General features: G+C 71.9%; 15 protein-coding genes. 7 read left to right on the top strand and 8 right to left on the bottom strand.

Features of this window, described 5'->3' with window-relative positions; genetic code table 11:
• Positions 1-95: 95 nt before the first annotated feature.
• Entirely contained in the window at positions 96-290 is a 195-nt protein-coding gene (locus ABD841_RS14205) for a ferredoxin (RefSeq protein WP_344971447.1), read from the top strand.
• A gap of 4 nt (positions 291-294) precedes the next feature.
• On the opposite strand, the gene ABD841_RS14200 is transcribed toward ABD841_RS14205, so the two are convergent.
• From ABD841_RS14200 to uxaC, 3 genes are read right to left on the bottom strand one after another with little or no spacing between them, the layout of a single operon-like run.
• Positions 295-534 carry an FGGY-family carbohydrate kinase gene (locus ABD841_RS14200; protein WP_344971445.1) on the bottom strand — a complete coding sequence of 80 codons (240 nt, stop codon included), beginning with the start codon at positions 532-534 and terminating at the stop codon, positions 295-297.
• On the bottom strand, positions 531-1,676 hold the full coding sequence (locus ABD841_RS14195) for a mannitol dehydrogenase family protein (protein WP_344971443.1): 1,146 nt from the start codon (positions 1,674-1,676) through the stop codon (positions 531-533). The genes ABD841_RS14200 and ABD841_RS14195 overlap by 4 nt, the downstream gene beginning before the upstream one ends.
• 20 nt (positions 1,677-1,696) lie before the next feature.
• On the bottom strand, positions 1,697-3,103 hold the full coding sequence (uxaC, locus tag ABD841_RS14190) for a glucuronate isomerase (RefSeq protein WP_344971441.1): 1,407 nt from the start codon (positions 3,101-3,103) through the stop codon (positions 1,697-1,699).
• 99 nt (positions 3,104-3,202) lie between these two features.
• Here uxaC and ABD841_RS14185 point away from each other — a divergent pair, with 99 nt between their 5' ends.
• Genes ABD841_RS14185 through ABD841_RS14165 form a run of 5 tightly spaced genes read left to right on the top strand, consistent with a single transcriptional unit; the run spans position 3,203 to position 8,090 of the window.
• Entirely contained in the window at positions 3,203-4,414 is a 1,212-nt protein-coding gene (locus ABD841_RS14185; protein WP_344971439.1) for a lactate racemase domain-containing protein, read from the top strand.
• Complete coding sequence (larC, locus tag ABD841_RS14180; RefSeq protein ID WP_344971437.1) at positions 4,411-5,625, top strand: nickel pincer cofactor biosynthesis protein LarC; 1,215 nt, start codon at positions 4,411-4,413, stop codon at positions 5,623-5,625. Before ABD841_RS14185 ends, larC begins: the two co-directional genes overlap by 4 nt.
• Positions 5,610-6,446, top strand: coding sequence for an ATP-dependent sacrificial sulfur transferase LarE (larE, locus tag ABD841_RS14175; protein ID WP_344971435.1), 837 nt, complete (start codon positions 5,610-5,612; stop codon positions 6,444-6,446). The genes larC and larE overlap by 16 nt, the downstream gene beginning before the upstream one ends.
• The gene (gene larB, locus ABD841_RS14170) at positions 6,439-7,110 is read left to right on the top strand and encodes a nickel pincer cofactor biosynthesis protein LarB (RefSeq protein WP_344971433.1); all 672 of its coding nucleotides are present in this window, start codon (positions 6,439-6,441) and stop codon (positions 7,108-7,110) included. The genes larE and larB overlap by 8 nt, the downstream gene beginning before the upstream one ends.
• Positions 7,107-8,090, top strand: a complete 984-nt coding sequence (locus ABD841_RS14165) for a LacI family DNA-binding transcriptional regulator (RefSeq protein WP_344971431.1) — start codon at positions 7,107-7,109, stop codon at positions 8,088-8,090. The genes larB and ABD841_RS14165 overlap by 4 nt, the downstream gene beginning before the upstream one ends.
• A gap of 99 nt (positions 8,091-8,189) precedes the next feature.
• On the opposite strand, the gene ABD841_RS14160 is transcribed toward ABD841_RS14165, so the two are convergent.
• Both ABD841_RS14160 and ABD841_RS14155 read right to left on the bottom strand, forming a co-directional pair.
• Positions 8,190-8,918 carry a response regulator gene (locus ABD841_RS14160; protein WP_344971429.1) on the bottom strand — a complete coding sequence of 243 codons (729 nt, stop codon included), beginning with the start codon at positions 8,916-8,918 and terminating at the stop codon, positions 8,190-8,192.
• Positions 8,915-10,126, bottom strand: a complete 1,212-nt coding sequence (locus ABD841_RS14155) for a sensor histidine kinase (protein ID WP_344971427.1) — start codon at positions 10,124-10,126, stop codon at positions 8,915-8,917. Before ABD841_RS14155 ends, ABD841_RS14160 begins: the two co-directional genes overlap by 4 nt.
• Positions 10,127-10,335: 209 nt before the next feature.
• Between ABD841_RS14155 and ABD841_RS14150 the strand changes: the two genes are divergently transcribed.
• A complete protein-coding gene (locus ABD841_RS14150; protein WP_344971426.1) occupies positions 10,336-11,139 on the top strand; it encodes a hypothetical protein in 804 nt (267 codons plus the stop codon).
• A gap of 264 nt (positions 11,140-11,403) precedes the next feature.
• Here the strand turns inward: ABD841_RS14150 and ABD841_RS14145 are convergent, their stop codons facing one another.
• From ABD841_RS14145 to ABD841_RS14135, 3 genes are read right to left on the bottom strand one after another with little or no spacing between them, the layout of a single operon-like run.
• Entirely contained in the window at positions 11,404-12,201 is a 798-nt protein-coding gene (locus ABD841_RS14145) for an SDR family NAD(P)-dependent oxidoreductase (protein WP_344971424.1), read from the bottom strand.
• On the bottom strand, positions 12,188-14,830 hold the full coding sequence (locus tag ABD841_RS14140) for a family 78 glycoside hydrolase catalytic domain (RefSeq protein WP_344971422.1): 2,643 nt from the start codon (positions 14,828-14,830) through the stop codon (positions 12,188-12,190). Before ABD841_RS14140 ends, ABD841_RS14145 begins: the two co-directional genes overlap by 14 nt.
• Positions 14,827-16,110: an MFS transporter gene (locus tag ABD841_RS14135; RefSeq protein WP_344971420.1), complete on the bottom strand. Its 1,284-nt coding sequence runs from the start codon at positions 16,108-16,110 to the stop codon at positions 14,827-14,829. The genes ABD841_RS14140 and ABD841_RS14135 overlap by 4 nt, the downstream gene beginning before the upstream one ends.
• Positions 16,111-16,128: the final 18 nt, after the last annotated feature.

Below are 16,128 nucleotides of genomic sequence, written 5' to 3'. Positions count from 1 at the left end.
TGGAGCTGGCCGTGCCGGTGGCGGAGCTGGAGCGGGTCGAAGGGCTGGCCGTCGGTGGCCTGCGCACGCTGCCGGTCCGCTGGTGAGGAGCTGACATGAAGATCACTGTTGACGAGGACAAGTGCTGCGGCGCCGGACAGTGCGTGCTGATCGCGCCGGAGGTGTTCGACCAGCGCGACGACGACGGCATCGTCATCCTGCTGGACGCTGAGCCCGGCGCGGACCAGCACGCGCTGGTCCGCGAGGCCGCGGCCGTCTGCCCCGCCGCGGCCATCACACTGGCCGAGTAGGTCCTCAGGCGGGGCCGAGAAGCGACGGAGCCGCCGCGAGGTCGGGAGCGCGCCCGAGGGCGTGCGGGCCGAGCGCGGCGGCTCCGAGCGCGGTGCCCTCGGAGCCGGAGACGAACACCGCCGGCCGGTCGATCATCGCGCCCACCGCCCGCCGCCGGAGCGGCGCGCGGAAGGCACCGCCGGTGATGCGGACGCACGTCACGGGCCGCGCCCGGTCCAGGGCGGCGACGATCTCCTTGGTCACCCGAGCTCCCGTGAATGCCTGGCGACCGCCGCGACCAGCTCGCCGTCGTCGGCCAGGCCGAGATCCGCGAGCGCCGCCTGCGGGCAGTGCAGCAGCCAGGCGGCGAGGATGCGGATCGCGCCCTCGGGGAGCCTGCCACGCTCGCGTTCGGCCCTGAGGACGGGCAGCACCCGGGTGGTGATCTTCTGCAGGCCGTTCTCGGCGATCTTGGCGAGGGTGTGCCTGATCCTCGGGTTCGCGAAGCGCTCCAGCAGGGCGTCGCGATAGGCGGCCAGCTCGGCTTCGGGGAAGTCGAGGCCGCGGGAGGCTTCCTCCCACCACTGCGCCAGCCAGGCACGGCAGACCGGGTCGGCGACGGCCTCGGCCACGGTCCCGTGCCCGCGCGGGGGGCCGGCGTAGGCGAGCATGGAGTGCGCGCCGTTGAGCAGCCGCAGCTTGCGGTCCTCGTACGGCGTGACGTCGGCGACGAACCGGGCGCCCGCCTCCTCCCAGGCCGGCCTGCCCGCGGGGAAGTCGCCGGCCAGCACCCACTCGGTGAACGGCTCGGTGACCACCGCGGTCGGGTCCTCCTCGGTGGGATAGGGCGTGATCCGGTCCACCATCGTGGAAACGTAGGCGGCGTGCCGCGCCGCGGCGGAGTGTCCCGTCGCCTCGGCGAGCTCGGCGATCACCCGCTCGGTCAGCTCGCCGTTGCCCGGCAGATTGTCGCACGGCACGATCGCCACCGGCCCGTGCCCGGCCTCCCGGCGGGCCACGAGCCCGGCCAGCAGCCGGGCGGCGGCCGTGGCGACCGGCGCCCGGGGGTCGGCGCGGAGCGTCCCGACATCATCCGGGGTCGCGTGGGCGTAGCCCGCCTCGGTGACTGTCAACGTGACGACGGCGAGCTCCGGCTGCCGCCAGTAGTCCAGCCATGCGGCGTGGTCACCGCCCGGATGGGCGGCGACCAGGGACTCGACGACCTCGCTCCGGTCGCCGTCGGGCGCCCGGGTGATCAGGGTGTAGAGTCCGGCCCGGGCCGTGAGCCGCGCCGCCAGGGCAGTGCTGCGGTTGCTGAAGGCCGCGATCCCCCACCGGTCGGAGGCGTGGTGGGTGTACCAGGCCTGGTGGGCGCGGAAGAACCCGCCGAGGCCCAGGTGGAGCATGCGTACCGTACGACGGGGCGTCACAGTTTGAAGGCCTTTCGGGGGTTGACGGTGACCAGCTCCACCGCGATCTCGGCCGCCTCGTCCTCCTCCAGCCGGTGCTCGGCGACCAGCTCGGCCAGGAAGCCGCAGTCCAGCCTGCGCGACATGTCATGGCGGGCCGGGATCGAGCAGAAGGCGCGGGTGTCGTCGACGAAGCCGGAGGTGCGGGAGAAGCCGGCGGTCTCGGTGACCGCGCGGCGGTAGCGGCGGATGGCGTCGGGGGCGTCCAGGAACCACCAGGGCGCGCCCGCGTAGACGGACGGGTAGAAGCCGGCCAGCGGGGCGATCTCCCGCGAGAACACCGTCTCGTCCAGGGTGAACAGCACGAGCTGGAAACCCTCGGCCGTGCCGTACCTCTCCAGCAGCGGACGCAGCGCGTCGGTGAACTCCGCACGCAGCGGGATGTCGTGCCCGGTGTCGGAGCCGAAGCTCCGGAAGGTGGGGGTGTGGTGGTTGCGCCGCACCGCCGGATGGAGCGTCATCACCAAGCCGTCCTCGCAGGACATGCGGGCCATCTCCAGCAGCAGGTGACGGCGGAGGGCGATGGTTTCGGCTCGGCCTGCCGTACCGGCCAGGGCCTCCCGGTAGATGCGGTCGGCCTCGGCCGGGGACAGCGGGTCGGTGCGCACGTCGGCGTGGCTGTGGTCGGCGGAGGTCGCGCCGTGCTCGATGAAGTAGCGGCGTCTCGCCTCCAAAGCCCCGACGAATCCGGAGAAGTCGGCGACATCGACATCGGCCGCCTCGCCGAGCCGCTTCACCAGCGCGGGCCAGCCCTCCTCCCCCGCCTCCAGGTACCGGTCCGGCCGGAAGGTGGGCACGACCCGGCCGTCCCAGCCCGGGTCGGCGGCCAGCGCCCGGTGCGCGGACAGGTCGTCGCACGGGTCGTCGGTGGTCGCCAGCGCCTCGATGCCGAAGCGCCGGAACAGCGCGCGGGGCCGGTAGGCCGGGTCGGCCAGCCGCATCGCGAGGTGGTCGTAGATCCGGTCGGCGCTCTCGGCGGAGGGCCGCTCGTCGACGCCGAAGATCTCCGCCAGCTCCGCCTCCAGCCAGTAGCGGACCGGGGTGCCGCGGAAGAGCTTCCAGTTCTCGCACAGGCGCCGCCAGACCTGCCGGGCCTGCGGCTCGGGCAGCGGCCCCTGCCCCACGCCCGATTCGCCGAGCTGCACGCCGCCGGCGTGCAGCAGGCGGGTGACGTAGTGGTCGGGTGAGATCAGCAGGCTGGCCGGATCGGCGAACGGCGCGTCTTCCAGCAGCAACCGGGGATCGACGTGGCCGTGCGGGGAGAGGATGGGCAGCTCCCGGACGGCACCGTACAGGCGGCGGGCGATCGCGCGCACCGCAGGATCGGGGGGCAGCAGCCGATCATCGTGGGGTCGAAGGCGCATGTGCGCATGCTCGGCGCCGCGTGGAGGCGGTGGCAATCGGTTGCCATGAGTTGTCCCGCCGGTTTGCGAGGAGGGCCGCCGGTGTGGTCGGCTGCGGTCATGACGACACAGATCGGCGGGCCCGGCGTCGTCCTCACCGACGAACAGGTGCGGCGCTTCGTGGCCGAGCGGCTCGCCGCCGAGGATCTCGACGGCCGCAGCGTGTGCGTGGTGGTCCCCGACGGGACCCGGAGCTGCCCGCTCCCCCTGCTGCTCACCGCCGTCCGTGACGCGCTGGAGGGCCGGGTCGGCCGCCTGACCGTGCTCATCGCGCTGGGCACCCACGCCCCGATGACGGACACCGAGCCGGCCCCGGGCATTCACGCGATCAACCACGCCTGGTGGGAGCCGTCCACGTTCGTCTCGCTCGGCACCATCTCCGCCGACCGGATCGGTGAGCTGTCGAACGGGCTGCTGCGGCACGAGGTGGACGTGCGGATCAACCGTGCGGTGGTGGAACACGATGTCGCGCTGGTCCTCGGGCCGGTCTTCCCGCACGAGGTGGTCGGCTTCTCCGGTGGGAACAAGTACTTCTTCCCCGGTGTCGCGGGTGCCGACGTCATCGACCTGTCGCACTGGCTCGGCGCGCTGATCACCAGCTCGGAGATCATCGGTACGCGCGGCATCACCCCGGTCCGCGCCCTGATAGACGAGGCCGCCTCGCTGATCCCGAGCAGGAGGCTGGCGTTCTGCCTGGTGGTCCGCTCGGGATCGGACGAGCTCCATTCGATCGCGTACGGCACGCCGGAGCGGGCGTGGGCGGCGGCGGCCGGGGTCTCCGCGGAGGCGCATGTCCGCTACCTGGACGCGCCAGTCAAACGTGTCGTCTCCATCCTTCCGACGAAATATCAAGACATGTGGACGGGGGCCAAGGGCTTCTACAAGCTCGAACCCGTGGTCGCCGACGGCGGCGAGGTCATCCTCTACGCCCCGCACATCTCCTCGATCTCCGAGATGCACCCGGAGATCGAGGAGATCGGCTACCACTGCCGCGACTACTTCACCCGGCAGTGGGACCGCTTCAAGCACCTGCACTGGGGCGTCCTGGCTCACTCCACCCACCTGCGCGGCGCGGGCACCTACTCGCCGGAACACGGCGAGCGCTGCCGGGTCCGCGTCACCCTCGCCACCGCCATCCCCGAGCACGTGGTACGGCAGGCCAACCTCGGCTACCTCGACCCTGCGCACGTTGATCCGGACGCGCTCGCCGCCGATCCGGACACCTTCGTGGTGCCCCAGGCGGGCGAGGTCCTCTACCGGTTGCGGTCATGAGACGCGCCTGGATCGACGCCTCGGCCGGGGTCGCCGGGGACATGCTCCTGGCCGCGCTGCTGGATGCGGGCGCCCGCCTGGAGGCTGTCCGCGCCGCTGTGGCGGCGGTCATCCCGGACGAGGTACGGCTGACGCCACGCCAGGTCACCCGCGCCGGGCTACGCGCCACCCACCTCCAGGTGGAGAGCACCGACCGGCACCACCCCCGGACCTGGGACGACATCCGCGAGCTCATCAGCCGTACCACGCTTCCCGGCCGGGTACGCGGTGACGCCCTGGCGGTGTTCGAGCGGCTGGCGCACGCCGAGGCCCGGGTCCACGGCGTCCCGGTCGCCCAGGTCCATTTCCACGAGGTCGGCGCCTGGGACTCGATCGCCGACGTGGTCGGGGTCTGCACAGCCCTGCACGATCTGGGCGTGAGCGAGCTGAGCGCGGGTCCGGTGGCGGTCGGGTCGGGCCGGGTGCGGACCGCCCACGGGGAGCTCCCGGTCCCCGTCCCGGCCGTGGCCGAACTCGCCGCCGGATGGCGGATCCTCGCGGGCGGCGAGGGCGAGCTGGCCACCCCCACCGGCATGGCCCTGGTCACCGCGCTGGCCCGCGAGTGCGCCGAGCTGCCGCCGATGCGGCTGGAGGCCACCGGGATCGGCGCGGGCGGGCGGGACGTCCCCGGCCGCCCCAACGTCGTGCGCGTCCTGCTGGGCGTTGAAGGCGATCAGCCGGAGGACGCGATCGTCCTGGAGGCCAACATCGACGATCTTGATCCCCGGATATGGCCGACGGTCCTGACCTCCCTCCTGGAAGCGGGCGCGGCCGACGCCTGGCTGGTGCCCATCGTGATGAAGAAGGGCCGCCCCGCCCACACCCTGTGCGTCCTGGCCTCCCCCGGGCAGGCGGACCCGCTGCGTTCGGCGATCTTCCGGCTGACCACGACGCTCGGCGTGCGCGAGCGCGCCGTCCGCAAGACCCCGCTGGAACGCGGCTGGGCGCACGTGGACGTCCTCGGCGCCCGGCTCCCCGTCAAGGTCGGCCACCGCGACGGGGTGATCGTCCAGGCCACGCCGGAGTTCGAGGACGCCGCGCGCCTCGCCGTACAGGAAGGGCTCGCGGTCCGCGCGGTGCTGGACGCGGCCCTGGCGGCCGCCCGCACGGCCCGGCTCGCACCCGGCGAGCCGGTCCCTTCCCACCTGGAGGAAACGTGCTCCCGACACTGACCGGCCCGGAGGCCGCGCTCGCCGACCGGGTGGGCGCCCTGCTGCGGATCGAAGGACGGCTCGGCGTGGCCTTCTCCGGAGGCGTCGACTCCTCGGTCCTACTGGCGCTCGCCGTCCGCGAGCTGGGCACCCGCCGGGTCGCGGCGATCCTGGGGGTGTCGCCGAGCCTGGCCGCCGACGAGCGCGCGGCCGCCCACGACGTCGCCGCGCACATCGGCGCCGAGGTGGTCGAGGTGACCACCCACGAGGGCGACCTGCCCGCCTACCGCGCCAACGGCCCGGACCGCTGTTTCCACTGCAAGGACGAGCTGTTCACCCGGATCTCCGCGGCCGGCCTGGGGCTGTCCGCGATCGCCTACGGCGAGAACGCCGACGACGTGCGCCGGCCCGACCGGCCCGGCAGCCGCGCCGCCGCCGACCACCGGGTGCTGCGGCCGCTGGCCGACGCCGGGCTGGACAAGGCGGCCGTCCGCCGCGTCGCCACCGCCCTGGGCCTGCCCTGTGCCGACAAACCCGCCGCTCCCTGCCTGGCCTCGCGCATCCCGCACTTCGAGGAAGTCACGCCCGAGAAGCTGCGCCAGATCGAGCAGGCCGAGCACGCCCTGCGCGAACTGGGCCTGGGTGACTGCCGGGTCCGCCATCACGGCGAGGTCGCCCGGATCGAGGTGCCCGTCGCCGACATCCCGTCGATCGCGGGCGAGCTGCGCGAGCGGGTGTTGTCCTCGGTACGGCAGGCGGGTTTCCGCATGGTCACCGTCGATCTGGCGGGCATCCAGTCGGGCGCGTTCACGCTGCCGCTGGTGGAGGTACGGCGTGGCTGACAGGTGGCAGGCACCCGCCTCTTTCGCCCGGCTCGACCACGATCGGGCGGCACGCCGGGGCTATCCCGAGGCGGTCTACTGCGAGGGCAAAACCCCGGAGCAGGTCCGCGCGATCGCCGCCCAGCTCAGGGGGGACGCGGTCACGCTCTTCACCCGCGCCGCCGCCGCGCACGCGCGGGCCGTGCTGGAAGAACTGCCCGACGCGCGGTACGAGCAGGACGCCCGGCTGCTGGCCTGGCCGCCCGAGCCGCCCGAGCCGTCGGGCGGGCGGGTGGTCGTGCTGGCGGCCGGCACCTCCGACCTGCCGGTGGCCCGCGAGGCCGAGCTGACCGCCCGTTACCTCGGCCGCGAGTGCGAGCTGGTGGTGGACGTGGGCGTGGCGGGGCTGCACCGGGTGCTGGACCGGCTCGACCTGCTGCGCGGCGCCCGGGTCGTGGTGGTGGCGGCCGGGATGGACGGCGCGCTGCCGAGCGTGGTGGCAGGGCTGATCAGCGCGCCGGTGGTGGCCGTGCCGACCTCGGTCGGCTACGGCGCGGCCTTCGGCGGCCTGGCTCCCCTGCTGTCCATGCTCAACGCCTGCGCACCCGGCGTCGCCGTGGTCAACATCGACAACGGCTACGGCGCGGGTCACCTGGCCGCCCAGATCGCCTACTGTCAAACGTGAGCGAGAAGCCGCCGACGATCTACGACGTGGCCAGGGCGGCCGGAGTGGCCGCCTCCACCGTCTCGCGGGCCTTCTCCCGGCCGGGCAGGGTCAACGCCGCCACCGCGGAACGTATCCGCAGGGTCGCCGCCGAGCTGGGCTACCGCGTCAACCCGCTGGCCGCCGCACTGCCCACCGGCCGCACCAACATGCTCGCGCTGGTGGTCTCCGACGTGACCAACCCGGTCTACGGGGAGATCATCCGCGGCGCGGAGTCCGCCGCCGCCGAAGCCGGTTACGTGCTGCTCCTCATCGACGCCCAGGAGTCCGACCGGCTGGAGCGCCACAGCCTGGAGCGGGCGCTGCCGGGAGTCGACGGCGTCATCCTGGCCGGCACCAGGATGTCGGACTCGGCCATCCGCGTGGCCGCCAAGCAGCGGCCCACGATCCTGCTCAACCGGGTGGTCACCGACGTGCCCGGCATCGTGCACGACAACGCGTACGGCATGCACCTGGCCGTACGGCATCTGTACGACCTCGGCCACCGCGCCCTGACCTACGTCGCCGGGCCGGAGGCCTCCTGGGCCGACGGCATGCGCTGGCGCTACCTGCGCGAGGCCGCTGCCGACCTGAGCCTGCGGGTGCGGCGCATCGGCCCCTTCACCCCCACGCCGGAAGGCGGCCGAGCGGCGACGGCCGAACTGCTGCGCGAGCTGCCCACCGCCGTGATCGCCTACAACGACCTGCTCGCCATCGGTGTCCTCCTCGCCCTGCAGGCGAGCGGGGTGTGCGTGCCCGCCGAGGTCAGCGTGGTCGGCTTCGACAACGTCTTCCCCGCCCGGATCGTCACCCCGCCCCTGACCACCGTCGCAGCTCCGCTCCGTGCTCAGGGCAGGGCGGCGGTCACCGCCGTGCTTTCACGTCCGGGCCGGTTGATGACCCTGCCGGTCAGGCTCGTGGAGCGGGACTCCACCGCTCGCCGCCGTCCCCACCGGCGTTGAGGCCCGCCTCCGGCAGGGTCCGGCGGTTGGCGGCGAGCACTGTCGGCGTACGACTTCGAGTGTGGAGGCAGGGCTGCCGTTCGAACAGGGGCCGATCGGTTACCGGCGGCCGTCCGGGTTGGTGATGAGCCCGCCTTCGTAGGCGGCGATGACGAGCTGGGCTCGGTCGCGGGCCTGCAGCTTGGCCAGGAGGCGGCTGATGTGGGTCTTGACCGTGCCGACGGTGAGGTGCAGGTGCTCGGCGATCTCGGAGTTGGACATTCCCTTTCCGATGAGGGTGAGCACCTCGCGCTCGCGCTGGGTGATGCCGTTGAGGTCTCTCGTGGCCGGGGCGGGGTAAGGGCCGTGCAGGAATTCGGTGATGAGCCGGCGGGTGACGGTGGGCGCGAGCAGCGCCTCACCGGAGGCGACGACGCGAATGGCGGCCAGGAGCTCGGTCGCTGTGGCGCTCTTGAGAAGGAAGCCGCTCGCGCCGGCCCGCAGCGACGCGTACACGTACTCGTCCAGATCGAACGTGGTGAGGATCAGTACGCGCGCGCCGGCACAGGCGGGGTCGGCGCAGATGCGCCGTGTCGCCTCGATGCCGTCCATGTCCGGCATGCGCACGTCCATGAGGACGACGTCGGGCCGGTGCCGGCGGGCCAGGAGCACGGCTTCGGCGCCGGTGCCCGCCTCGGCCACGGCGGTCAGTCCCGGTGCCGTGTCGATGAGGACCTTGAGGCTGTCGCGGATCAGTACCTGGTCCTCGGCGAGCAGGACCCGGACGAGCTGCGCGGGCGGGGACGGGTCGTGCGGGGCGGCGCCGATGCTCATGTCGTCGGTGCTCATGCCGGGGTGCCGTCCGGGTCGTAGGGCAGTCGGGCCGACACGCGAAAACCTCCTTCGGGCCGAGGGCCCGCGTCGAACGTTCCTCCGTACATCTTGACCCGTTCACGCATGCCGATCAGGCCGTGTCCGCCCTGGCCGGCGCGGTCCGCCCGTGGCGGCCGGCCGTGGCGGGGGCCGTCGTCGACGACTTCGATCACGGCTTCCCGTCCGTCGACGTCCACGGTGACCGAGCAGCGGGTGGGCCCCGCGTGGGTGACGACGTTGGTCAGGGCCTGCTGCACGATCCGGTACACCGACACCGCGACCGCGGCGGGCAACGCGGCCTCTTCGCGGACGGCCAGGTCCACCTCGACCCCGGCCGAGCGGGCGTGGGCGGCCAGCTCGGGCAGGTCCGCCGTGCCGGGCACGGGCAGACGGGCCTGCCGGGAATCTCCGTCGGAGCGCAGCAGGTCGAGCACCCGGTGGATCTCGGCCAGCGTACTCCGGCTGGTCTGCTCGATGACGGTCAGCGCGGCGCGGACCTCCTGCGGGCGGGCGTCGGCGACATGGTTGGCGACGGTGGCCTTGACGGCGATCAGGCTCATGCTGTGGCCGATGACGTCGTGCAGTTCCCGGGCGATGCGCCTGCGCTCGTCGGTCACCGCGGCTTCGGCGAGGTGGCGGACGAGGCGGGCGGTGGTCTCCCGCTTCCAGCGGACGACCGTCCCGACGGCCCACGCGGCGGCCAGCAGGACGGTGATCATACCGATCTCGATCGGCCAGGCCGGCGGTATCTCGCTGGGGGCCGCCGCGGGCTCGAGGCCGGGCAACACCCGCGCGTAGAAGACCAGGACCGCGGTCACCTCGGCGAGCAGGCAGACCGCCAGGCCCGCCGACGACCACGCGATCGAGGCGGTGGTGGCCACCAGGTACAGCACGAGCACGGTCGGTGTGAAAGTCAGCCAGATCGCGCCCGCCGCGACGACCCCGGTCATGGTCGCCGCCGCGGCCGTGGCACACGCGAGGGCGAGCATGGCCCGCGGCCGGCGCCGCCGGAGCCCGGCCGGAAAGCTCACGACCGCCGCCACCGGCCAGGCCGACCAGGCGGGCCAGTGCGACGACGGCCCCGGCGGATCGACGATGGCGTATCTGATGATCAGCGCCACGGCGACCGCCGTCACCGCGTCGGCGACGCTCTTTCCATCGAGCCGCCATCCAGCCCATTCCATGGCGGAAAGCTATCGCCTCACCGGATCATGCGGCATCTGCCCACGGTCGGACATCCGCATCCGCCTGGGGTCGCACCACCTGCTCGTGCCTGCCCACCAAGATGCGACCCGAGCCAGACGCGCGCCCCCTGCATCGCCCCTCACCATGCTGGTGTGCCCCGGCATACCGGTCCGGGCGCACCGACACGGACATGATGGGGCAGCAATCCATGAACATTGATCTTCGCGGGCGCGTCACGCGATGGTGGCGGACCGGCGCGGACCGGCGGGCCGCCAACGTCGCCGCCAACCTGGACCGCCAACCCCCGTTTCCCGGCCGATGGGTGAGCGCCGTCTCGCTGATTGCCGGTCCCACCCTGATCATGGCCGGGACTCTCCTACGTTCCCCGTTCCACTACTTCGTCCCTCATCAGCTCGTCGCCTACACTCAGCATCCCGCCCTCATCACCGCCGCCTACGTCTGCTTCGCCTTCGGGTTCGTGCTGCTGTGGCCGGCGGTCATGACGCTGGCGCAGAGGATCGCCGCCACCAACCCGCTGTGGGGACTGTGGGGCGGTTGCCTGGTGATCGTTGGCCTGTTCACCCGGACCTTCCAGTTCGGCACCGATCACCTGGCCTTTCACCTGACCGACAGCCTCGGCCTGCCGACCATGCTCACCGGCATCGACGGCTACTACCTGGCATGGCGGGATACGGTCTGGCATCCGTTCAGGTCCATGTCCGGGCCGGCCTTCTTCGGCTGGGTCGTGCTGGCCATCGGCGCCTACCGCTCCGGCGCCCTGGGGCTGGGCCGTTCGATCGCGCTCGGCCTGATGTCAGCGCTCGCGCTCGGGACGCTCAAAGGCACCGAACCACAGTCCTTCATCGCCGTGGGCGGCCTCTGCGTCGCCTTCATCCCCCTGGGTATTTCGCTGCTGCGCGGCGGCCCCCCGCCGACCAGGCGCGCCATGGTCTGGATCGTCGTCCTCATCAGCGTGCATGTCCTCATGTCGGCCTACGGCCCGAGAGGATGACGACCCGGACCAGTGCCGGTGAGCCCGAAACCCACCTCACCGGCACTGGCATCTGCACCTCTACCTACTCGTACTCGTCTCCGCACACAGAGGTGTACGCCGGCACCCGCGCACCGTGGAGGTTCTTGACCGCGCCGAACGAAGAAAGAGGGCCGTACCGAACAGTCACACCACAGGTATGGACAGGGTTGCTGACCCGCGGTTGGCCCCTTTCCGGCTTCCTTGCTCTGCCCCCCTGGATGCCGTCCAGGCCGCGGGACCCGGTCATGCGGTGTCGCCGCCGTCGGCGAGCAGCGTGCTGCCGGTCATGAAGGTCGCCAGATCCGATACGCAGAACAGCACGACGCGCGCGATGTCATCGGGCACGCCGACCCGTCCGATCGGGCTGTCGAGCATGAGGCCGGTCGGCGGGGTGTCGCCGGTCATCACGGTGGCGGCCATCATCATGTTGCCTTCCGTGGGCACGAAGCTCGGGGCGACTCCGAGCACGCGGATTCCCCCCGGCGCGAGTTCGAGGGCCAGCTCGCGCGTGAGCCCGCGGACAGCGTGTTTCGATCCGACGTAGGCTGCCAGACCCGGGGCGCTCCCCCGGAAACCCGCGGTCGAGATGATGTTCACGATGACGCCGCTCGCCATGCGCCGGGCGGCCTCGCGGGCACCGAGGAAGACGCCGCGGGCGTTCACGGCGAAAACCCGGTCCCACGTCTCGTCGGTCATCTCCAGCAGGGGGACGCTGGGAAAGATGCCCGCGTTGTTCACCCAGATCTCCAGGCCGCCGAGCTCGGCCACCGCACGGTCCGCCGCCGCGGCGACCGACCCGGCGTCAGCCACGTCCATGGCGACACCGATCGCGCGCACACCATGGCTGTCAGCGATCTGCTTGGCGGCGCTCACGGCAAGCTCCTCGTCGATGTCGCCGATCAGCAGGTCGGCTCCCGCCTCGGCCAGCCTCGACGCAATCGCCTTGCCCAGCCCCCGGCCCCCTCCGGTCACGACCGCCCGCCGTCCCGTCAACGAGATCAGCTCGGTCAGGGACTTGCTCGACACGTCAGCGGTGGACATTCATGATCTCCAATCCTTGGGAAAAGCGTCCCGGACCTGTGCGTACGGCTGTGCCGTCCGGGAATCGGACCAGCGCCTCGGAGCCTCCGGGCACGTCGACCGAGATGCGCAGGACATCGCCCTCGACGCGCCATTCGACGGCGATCCGCCCCTGCGGGCTGTCGAACGTGCCACTGGCCCAGGTGACCGCCTCGTTGAGCACGGGCTCCACGATGAAGGACTTCCACCCGGCGGAGCCGGGCGCCTGCTTGAGGCCGAGGGTATGAGTGTGCAGGAAGCGGATGACCGCGCCCTTGCTGTAGTGGTTGAGAGAGGCGGTGGCAGTGCCGTCGTCGGACACACCGTCCCAGTCCTCCCAGATGGTCGTCGCGCCCCGGTCGAGCATGCCCAGCCACGACGGGGAGGTCCGCTGGTGGAGCACCGAGTACGCAACGTCGGGGTAGCCGGAATCGGCCAGCACGGGAAGCAGGTCCGCCGTCGAGAGGAAGCCCGTGCCGAGGTGGCCGTCGGCGGCGTCGATCAGGTCCACGAGGTGCCGGGCCGCCTTCTCACGCCGGTCCGCCGGCACGAGATCGAAGGCCAGGGCGCGCACGTAGCCGGCCTGCGTGCCGGCCTTGGTCCGGCCCTCGGCGTCCAGGAACTCCCTCTGCCACGCCTGCCGTACCTTCTCCGCCGTCCCGCGGTAGCGGGCCGTGTCTTCGGCGTGCCCCAGCACGTCCGCCACGGAGGCGAGGATGTGGACGGAACGGAACAGGTAGGCGGTGCCGACCTCGCCCTTGTCCGCCGTGTACCACGCCATGGGGTCGCTCATCACGGGGTCGATGAGGGACCCGTCGGCGGCGCGCTTCTTCGGCTCCAGCCACTCCCCCCAGTGGAAGGAGCCGTCCCAGACGAACTCCTCGTGCGGGTATGGCTCGGCCGAACGCTCGACGCGGGACGGGTGCCGGGCGTTGCGCGCGGTCGCGAGCGCCCACTCGACCCACCTCCGCATCGCCGGCCAGTTCTCGGCGAGGACGGCCGCGTCCCCGTAGGTCTCGTAGAGCACCCACGGGACGAGGACGACGGCGTCGCCCCAGCCCGCGGAGCCGGTGATCGCGTTGGCCATCGGATCGTCGTGGGTCTTCAGCCGGTTGGCGTCCGGTGAGGAATTCACCACGCGGCCGTCGTCGAGCTGGTCGTCGCGGACCGATCGCAGCCACTTCCGGCTGAACCCGTGGACGTCGTACAGGCGCGCCGCGGTCGGCGCGAAGATCTGGTAGTCGCCCGTCCAGCCGAGGCGCTCCCGTGTCGGGCAGTCGGTCGGGATGTCGACGGCGTTCCCGCGGAAGCCCCACTTGGCCGCCTCGTGCAGGCGGTTGAGGTCCTCGTCGCTGCAGGCGAAGGTCGCGGTCTCGCGCAGGTCGGTGTGGACGACCTGCATGACCACGTTCGCCGTGTCCACGGCGCGGGAGATGCGCGCGTAGCGGAATCCGTGCACCGTGTGCCGGGGCTCGAACACCTCGCCGGGCTTGCCCGAGGAGATGACTTCGTCGCGCTGCGCGAACGGGATCGCGGCCTCGCCCGGACGCCGGCTGTCCAGGTGGGCGGTCGTGAGATCCCCGGTGGCGTCCAGGTGCTCACCGTACTCGATCACGGTGCGCGTGCCCGCCGGACCCAGGTCGGTGAGGGTGACCCACCCGGACGCGTTCTGGCCGAAGTCCACGATCCACGAGCCGTTGCCGTGCTGTTTGACCGAACGCGGAGCGAGCCGCTCGACCCGTCGCACCGGCGGGGCGGGCGACCAGGCGATCGGCGGGGCGGTGACCGCGTCCACGCGGACGGGACACGGGAAGTCGGGTGAGGCGGTGAAGTTGGTCGTCTGCCCGTCCATGAGGTCGGCCATGCGGATGCCGCTGCGGCGCGAAGCCCAGCCCTCGCCCGTGCCTGTCATCACTTCGGTGCCGTCGGCGTAGCGGACATGGAGCTGGAGCCGGGCCGCGGTGGTCGCGCCCCACGAGTTCCGCTTGCGCCAGGTTCCGACGCTGCCCCGGTACCAGCCGTCCGAGAGCAGGATCTCCAGGTCGTTGACGCCGCCGCGCAGCAGCGCCGTGACGTCGGCGGCCTGGGCGTGGAGCGTGTCGCCGTACGAGGTCCACCCTGGGGACAGCTCTGCCGTACCGACCCTCGCGCCGTTGACGAACGCCTCGTAGACCCCGAGCGCGGTGGAGTAGAGCCGGGCCTGTGCGATGTCGTCACGCAACTCCACGCTGCCGGCGAGGAGGTAGGCGGCACGGGAGCGGTCCGGCTCGTGCGGGGATATCCAGCGCGCCGACCAGTCCCGATCGAGCAGGCCGGCCTCGAACTCGTGCCAGGACGACCACTCCGAAGGTTTCCCGTCGCGATATGCGCGGACGCGCCACGCGACGGACTGCCGGCTGCGCAACGGCGGAAGCGGCCACGCCACGAACAGGTGTTCCGCGGAGGAGGCGTTCTCCACCACCTGCCCGGCCCCGTCGATGCGGAACTGGAGGTCGTAGCCGTACTGCTCGCGCCATGCGTGCGGGAGCTTCCACGACAGCAGCGGCCGCTCCTCCGAGACCGGGAACTGGTCGCCACCCGAGGCGATCCGCAGATCGTAGGGGGCGTTCATCGCACCGACTTCACTCGGGTGAACACCAGCACCCCGCCGATGAGCGCCAGCACCGCTCCCGCGAGGTAGAGCAGCGTGTAGTTCTTGACGGCGCCACTCGCACCGATCGCCATGATGAACGGCGCGATGAGCGGCGCGATCGCGCTTGGGAGCTTGTGCGCGAACGCCACCACGGCCATGTATCGCCCGGCCTCTTCCCGGCTGGGAAGGACAGCGAGCACGATCGCCTGATCGACGGCGCTGAAGAACGCGATCGCCAGCTGCATCAGGACGGACCCGATCATCAGCACGGGGAAGGAGTGGGCGAAGGCCTCGACGACCGCGCCCACGACGAAGAACAGCGCGCCGATGAGGGCGAACATCCGCCGCCGGCGCAGCTTGTCGGACAGGTAGCCGCCGCCCATCGCACCGAGAGCCGCCGCGACGACGCCGACGACGCCGATGATGGCCACCGTACCGGCCACGTCACGCACCGGCAGGTCCAGGCGCTGGGCGTAGAAGAAGGTGGTGAAGGTGGTGTTGAAGTAGAGGCCCATGAAGAACGCCAGACGCCCCAGCCAGTTCCACCCGAAGTCCGGATATTTCCGGGGATTGAAGACGTAGCTGGAGAGCAGCGTCTTCATCGACACGCCGGTCTGGTGCACGGCGTCACGCGTGTCGGTCTCCTTGCCGAGGACGACGAAGACTGCCAGCAGCACGGCGCCGATGAGGCCCGGCAGGACGAAGACGAGGAAGGTGCTCCCCGTGACGGCGGAGGCGACGCCGATGCCGATGATGGGCGCTATCTGGCCGGTCAGCCCGGTGAAGCCGGAGATCCTGCCGCGCTGCTCCTCGGGGATGCGATCGGCCTGCACGTTGAGGATCGCCTGCGCGGCGGTCGCCCAGCCGAGCAGTGTGAGAATCCAGCAGGCCCCCACGAGGAGCAGGTTCGGCGCGACCGCGACGGCGATCAGTGACACCAGGCCCAGGAGGCCGCCGGCGATCAGGAAGGGGCGGCGACGGCCGAGGCGGGAGCGGGTGCGGTCGCTCCAGAGGCCGAGCAGGGGGCTGAGGACGAGATAGATCGTCTGCGCGGTGCCCGTCACATACCCGAGCACCTCTTCACGGCCGGGCGCGAGCTCGTCGATCCGTACGGCCAGCGAGTAGGACAACGGGACGACGAAGGCCATCGAGATGCCGAAGTTGGCGGCCATCATCCAGAAGACGTAGCCCGCGCGGGCCTTCGGCAGTTCGCCGGACGGCTGCTCATCGAGCAGCTGGGGGGTGGGGGGAGTGCCCATGTGAACCCTTCCAGGTAA

The organism is Streptosporangium fragile (assembly GCF_039534445.1).
Taxonomy (GTDB): Bacteria; Actinomycetota; Actinomycetes; order Streptosporangiales; family Streptosporangiaceae; genus Streptosporangium; species Streptosporangium fragile.
The sequence above is the reverse complement of the archived record's forward strand: the minus strand, read 5'-3'. Positions and strand labels throughout refer to the sequence as shown.

Excerpts from the sequence above, each read along its gene's own strand:
- ABD841_RS14205 (WP_344971447.1), top strand. The coding sequence starts at position 96 with ATGAAGATCACTGTTGACGAGGACAAGTGCTGCGGCGCCGGACAGTGC.
- ABD841_RS14195 (WP_344971443.1), bottom strand. The coding sequence starts at position 1,676 with ATGCTCCACCTGGGCCTCGGCGGGTTCTTCCGCGCCCACCAGGCCTGG.
- uxaC (WP_344971441.1), bottom strand. The coding sequence starts at position 3,103 with ATGCGCCTTCGACCCCACGATGATCGGCTGCTGCCCCCCGATCCTGCG.
- ABD841_RS14185 (WP_344971439.1), top strand. The coding sequence starts at position 3,203 with ATGACGACACAGATCGGCGGGCCCGGCGTCGTCCTCACCGACGAACAG.
- larC (WP_344971437.1), top strand. The coding sequence starts at position 4,411 with ATGAGACGCGCCTGGATCGACGCCTCGGCCGGGGTCGCCGGGGACATG.
- ABD841_RS14160 (WP_344971429.1), bottom strand. The coding sequence starts at position 8,918 with ATGAGCACCGACGACATGAGCATCGGCGCCGCCCCGCACGACCCGTCC.
- ABD841_RS14155 (WP_344971427.1), bottom strand. The coding sequence starts at position 10,126 with ATGGAATGGGCTGGATGGCGGCTCGATGGAAAGAGCGTCGCCGACGCG.
- ABD841_RS14150 (WP_344971426.1), top strand. The coding sequence starts at position 10,336 with ATGAACATTGATCTTCGCGGGCGCGTCACGCGATGGTGGCGGACCGGC.
- ABD841_RS14145 (WP_344971424.1), bottom strand. The coding sequence starts at position 12,201 with ATGTCCACCGCTGACGTGTCGAGCAAGTCCCTGACCGAGCTGATCTCG.
- ABD841_RS14140 (WP_344971422.1), bottom strand. The coding sequence starts at position 14,830 with ATGAACGCCCCCTACGATCTGCGGATCGCCTCGGGTGGCGACCAGTTC.
- ABD841_RS14135 (WP_344971420.1), bottom strand. The coding sequence starts at position 16,110 with ATGGGCACTCCCCCCACCCCCCAGCTGCTCGATGAGCAGCCGTCCGGC.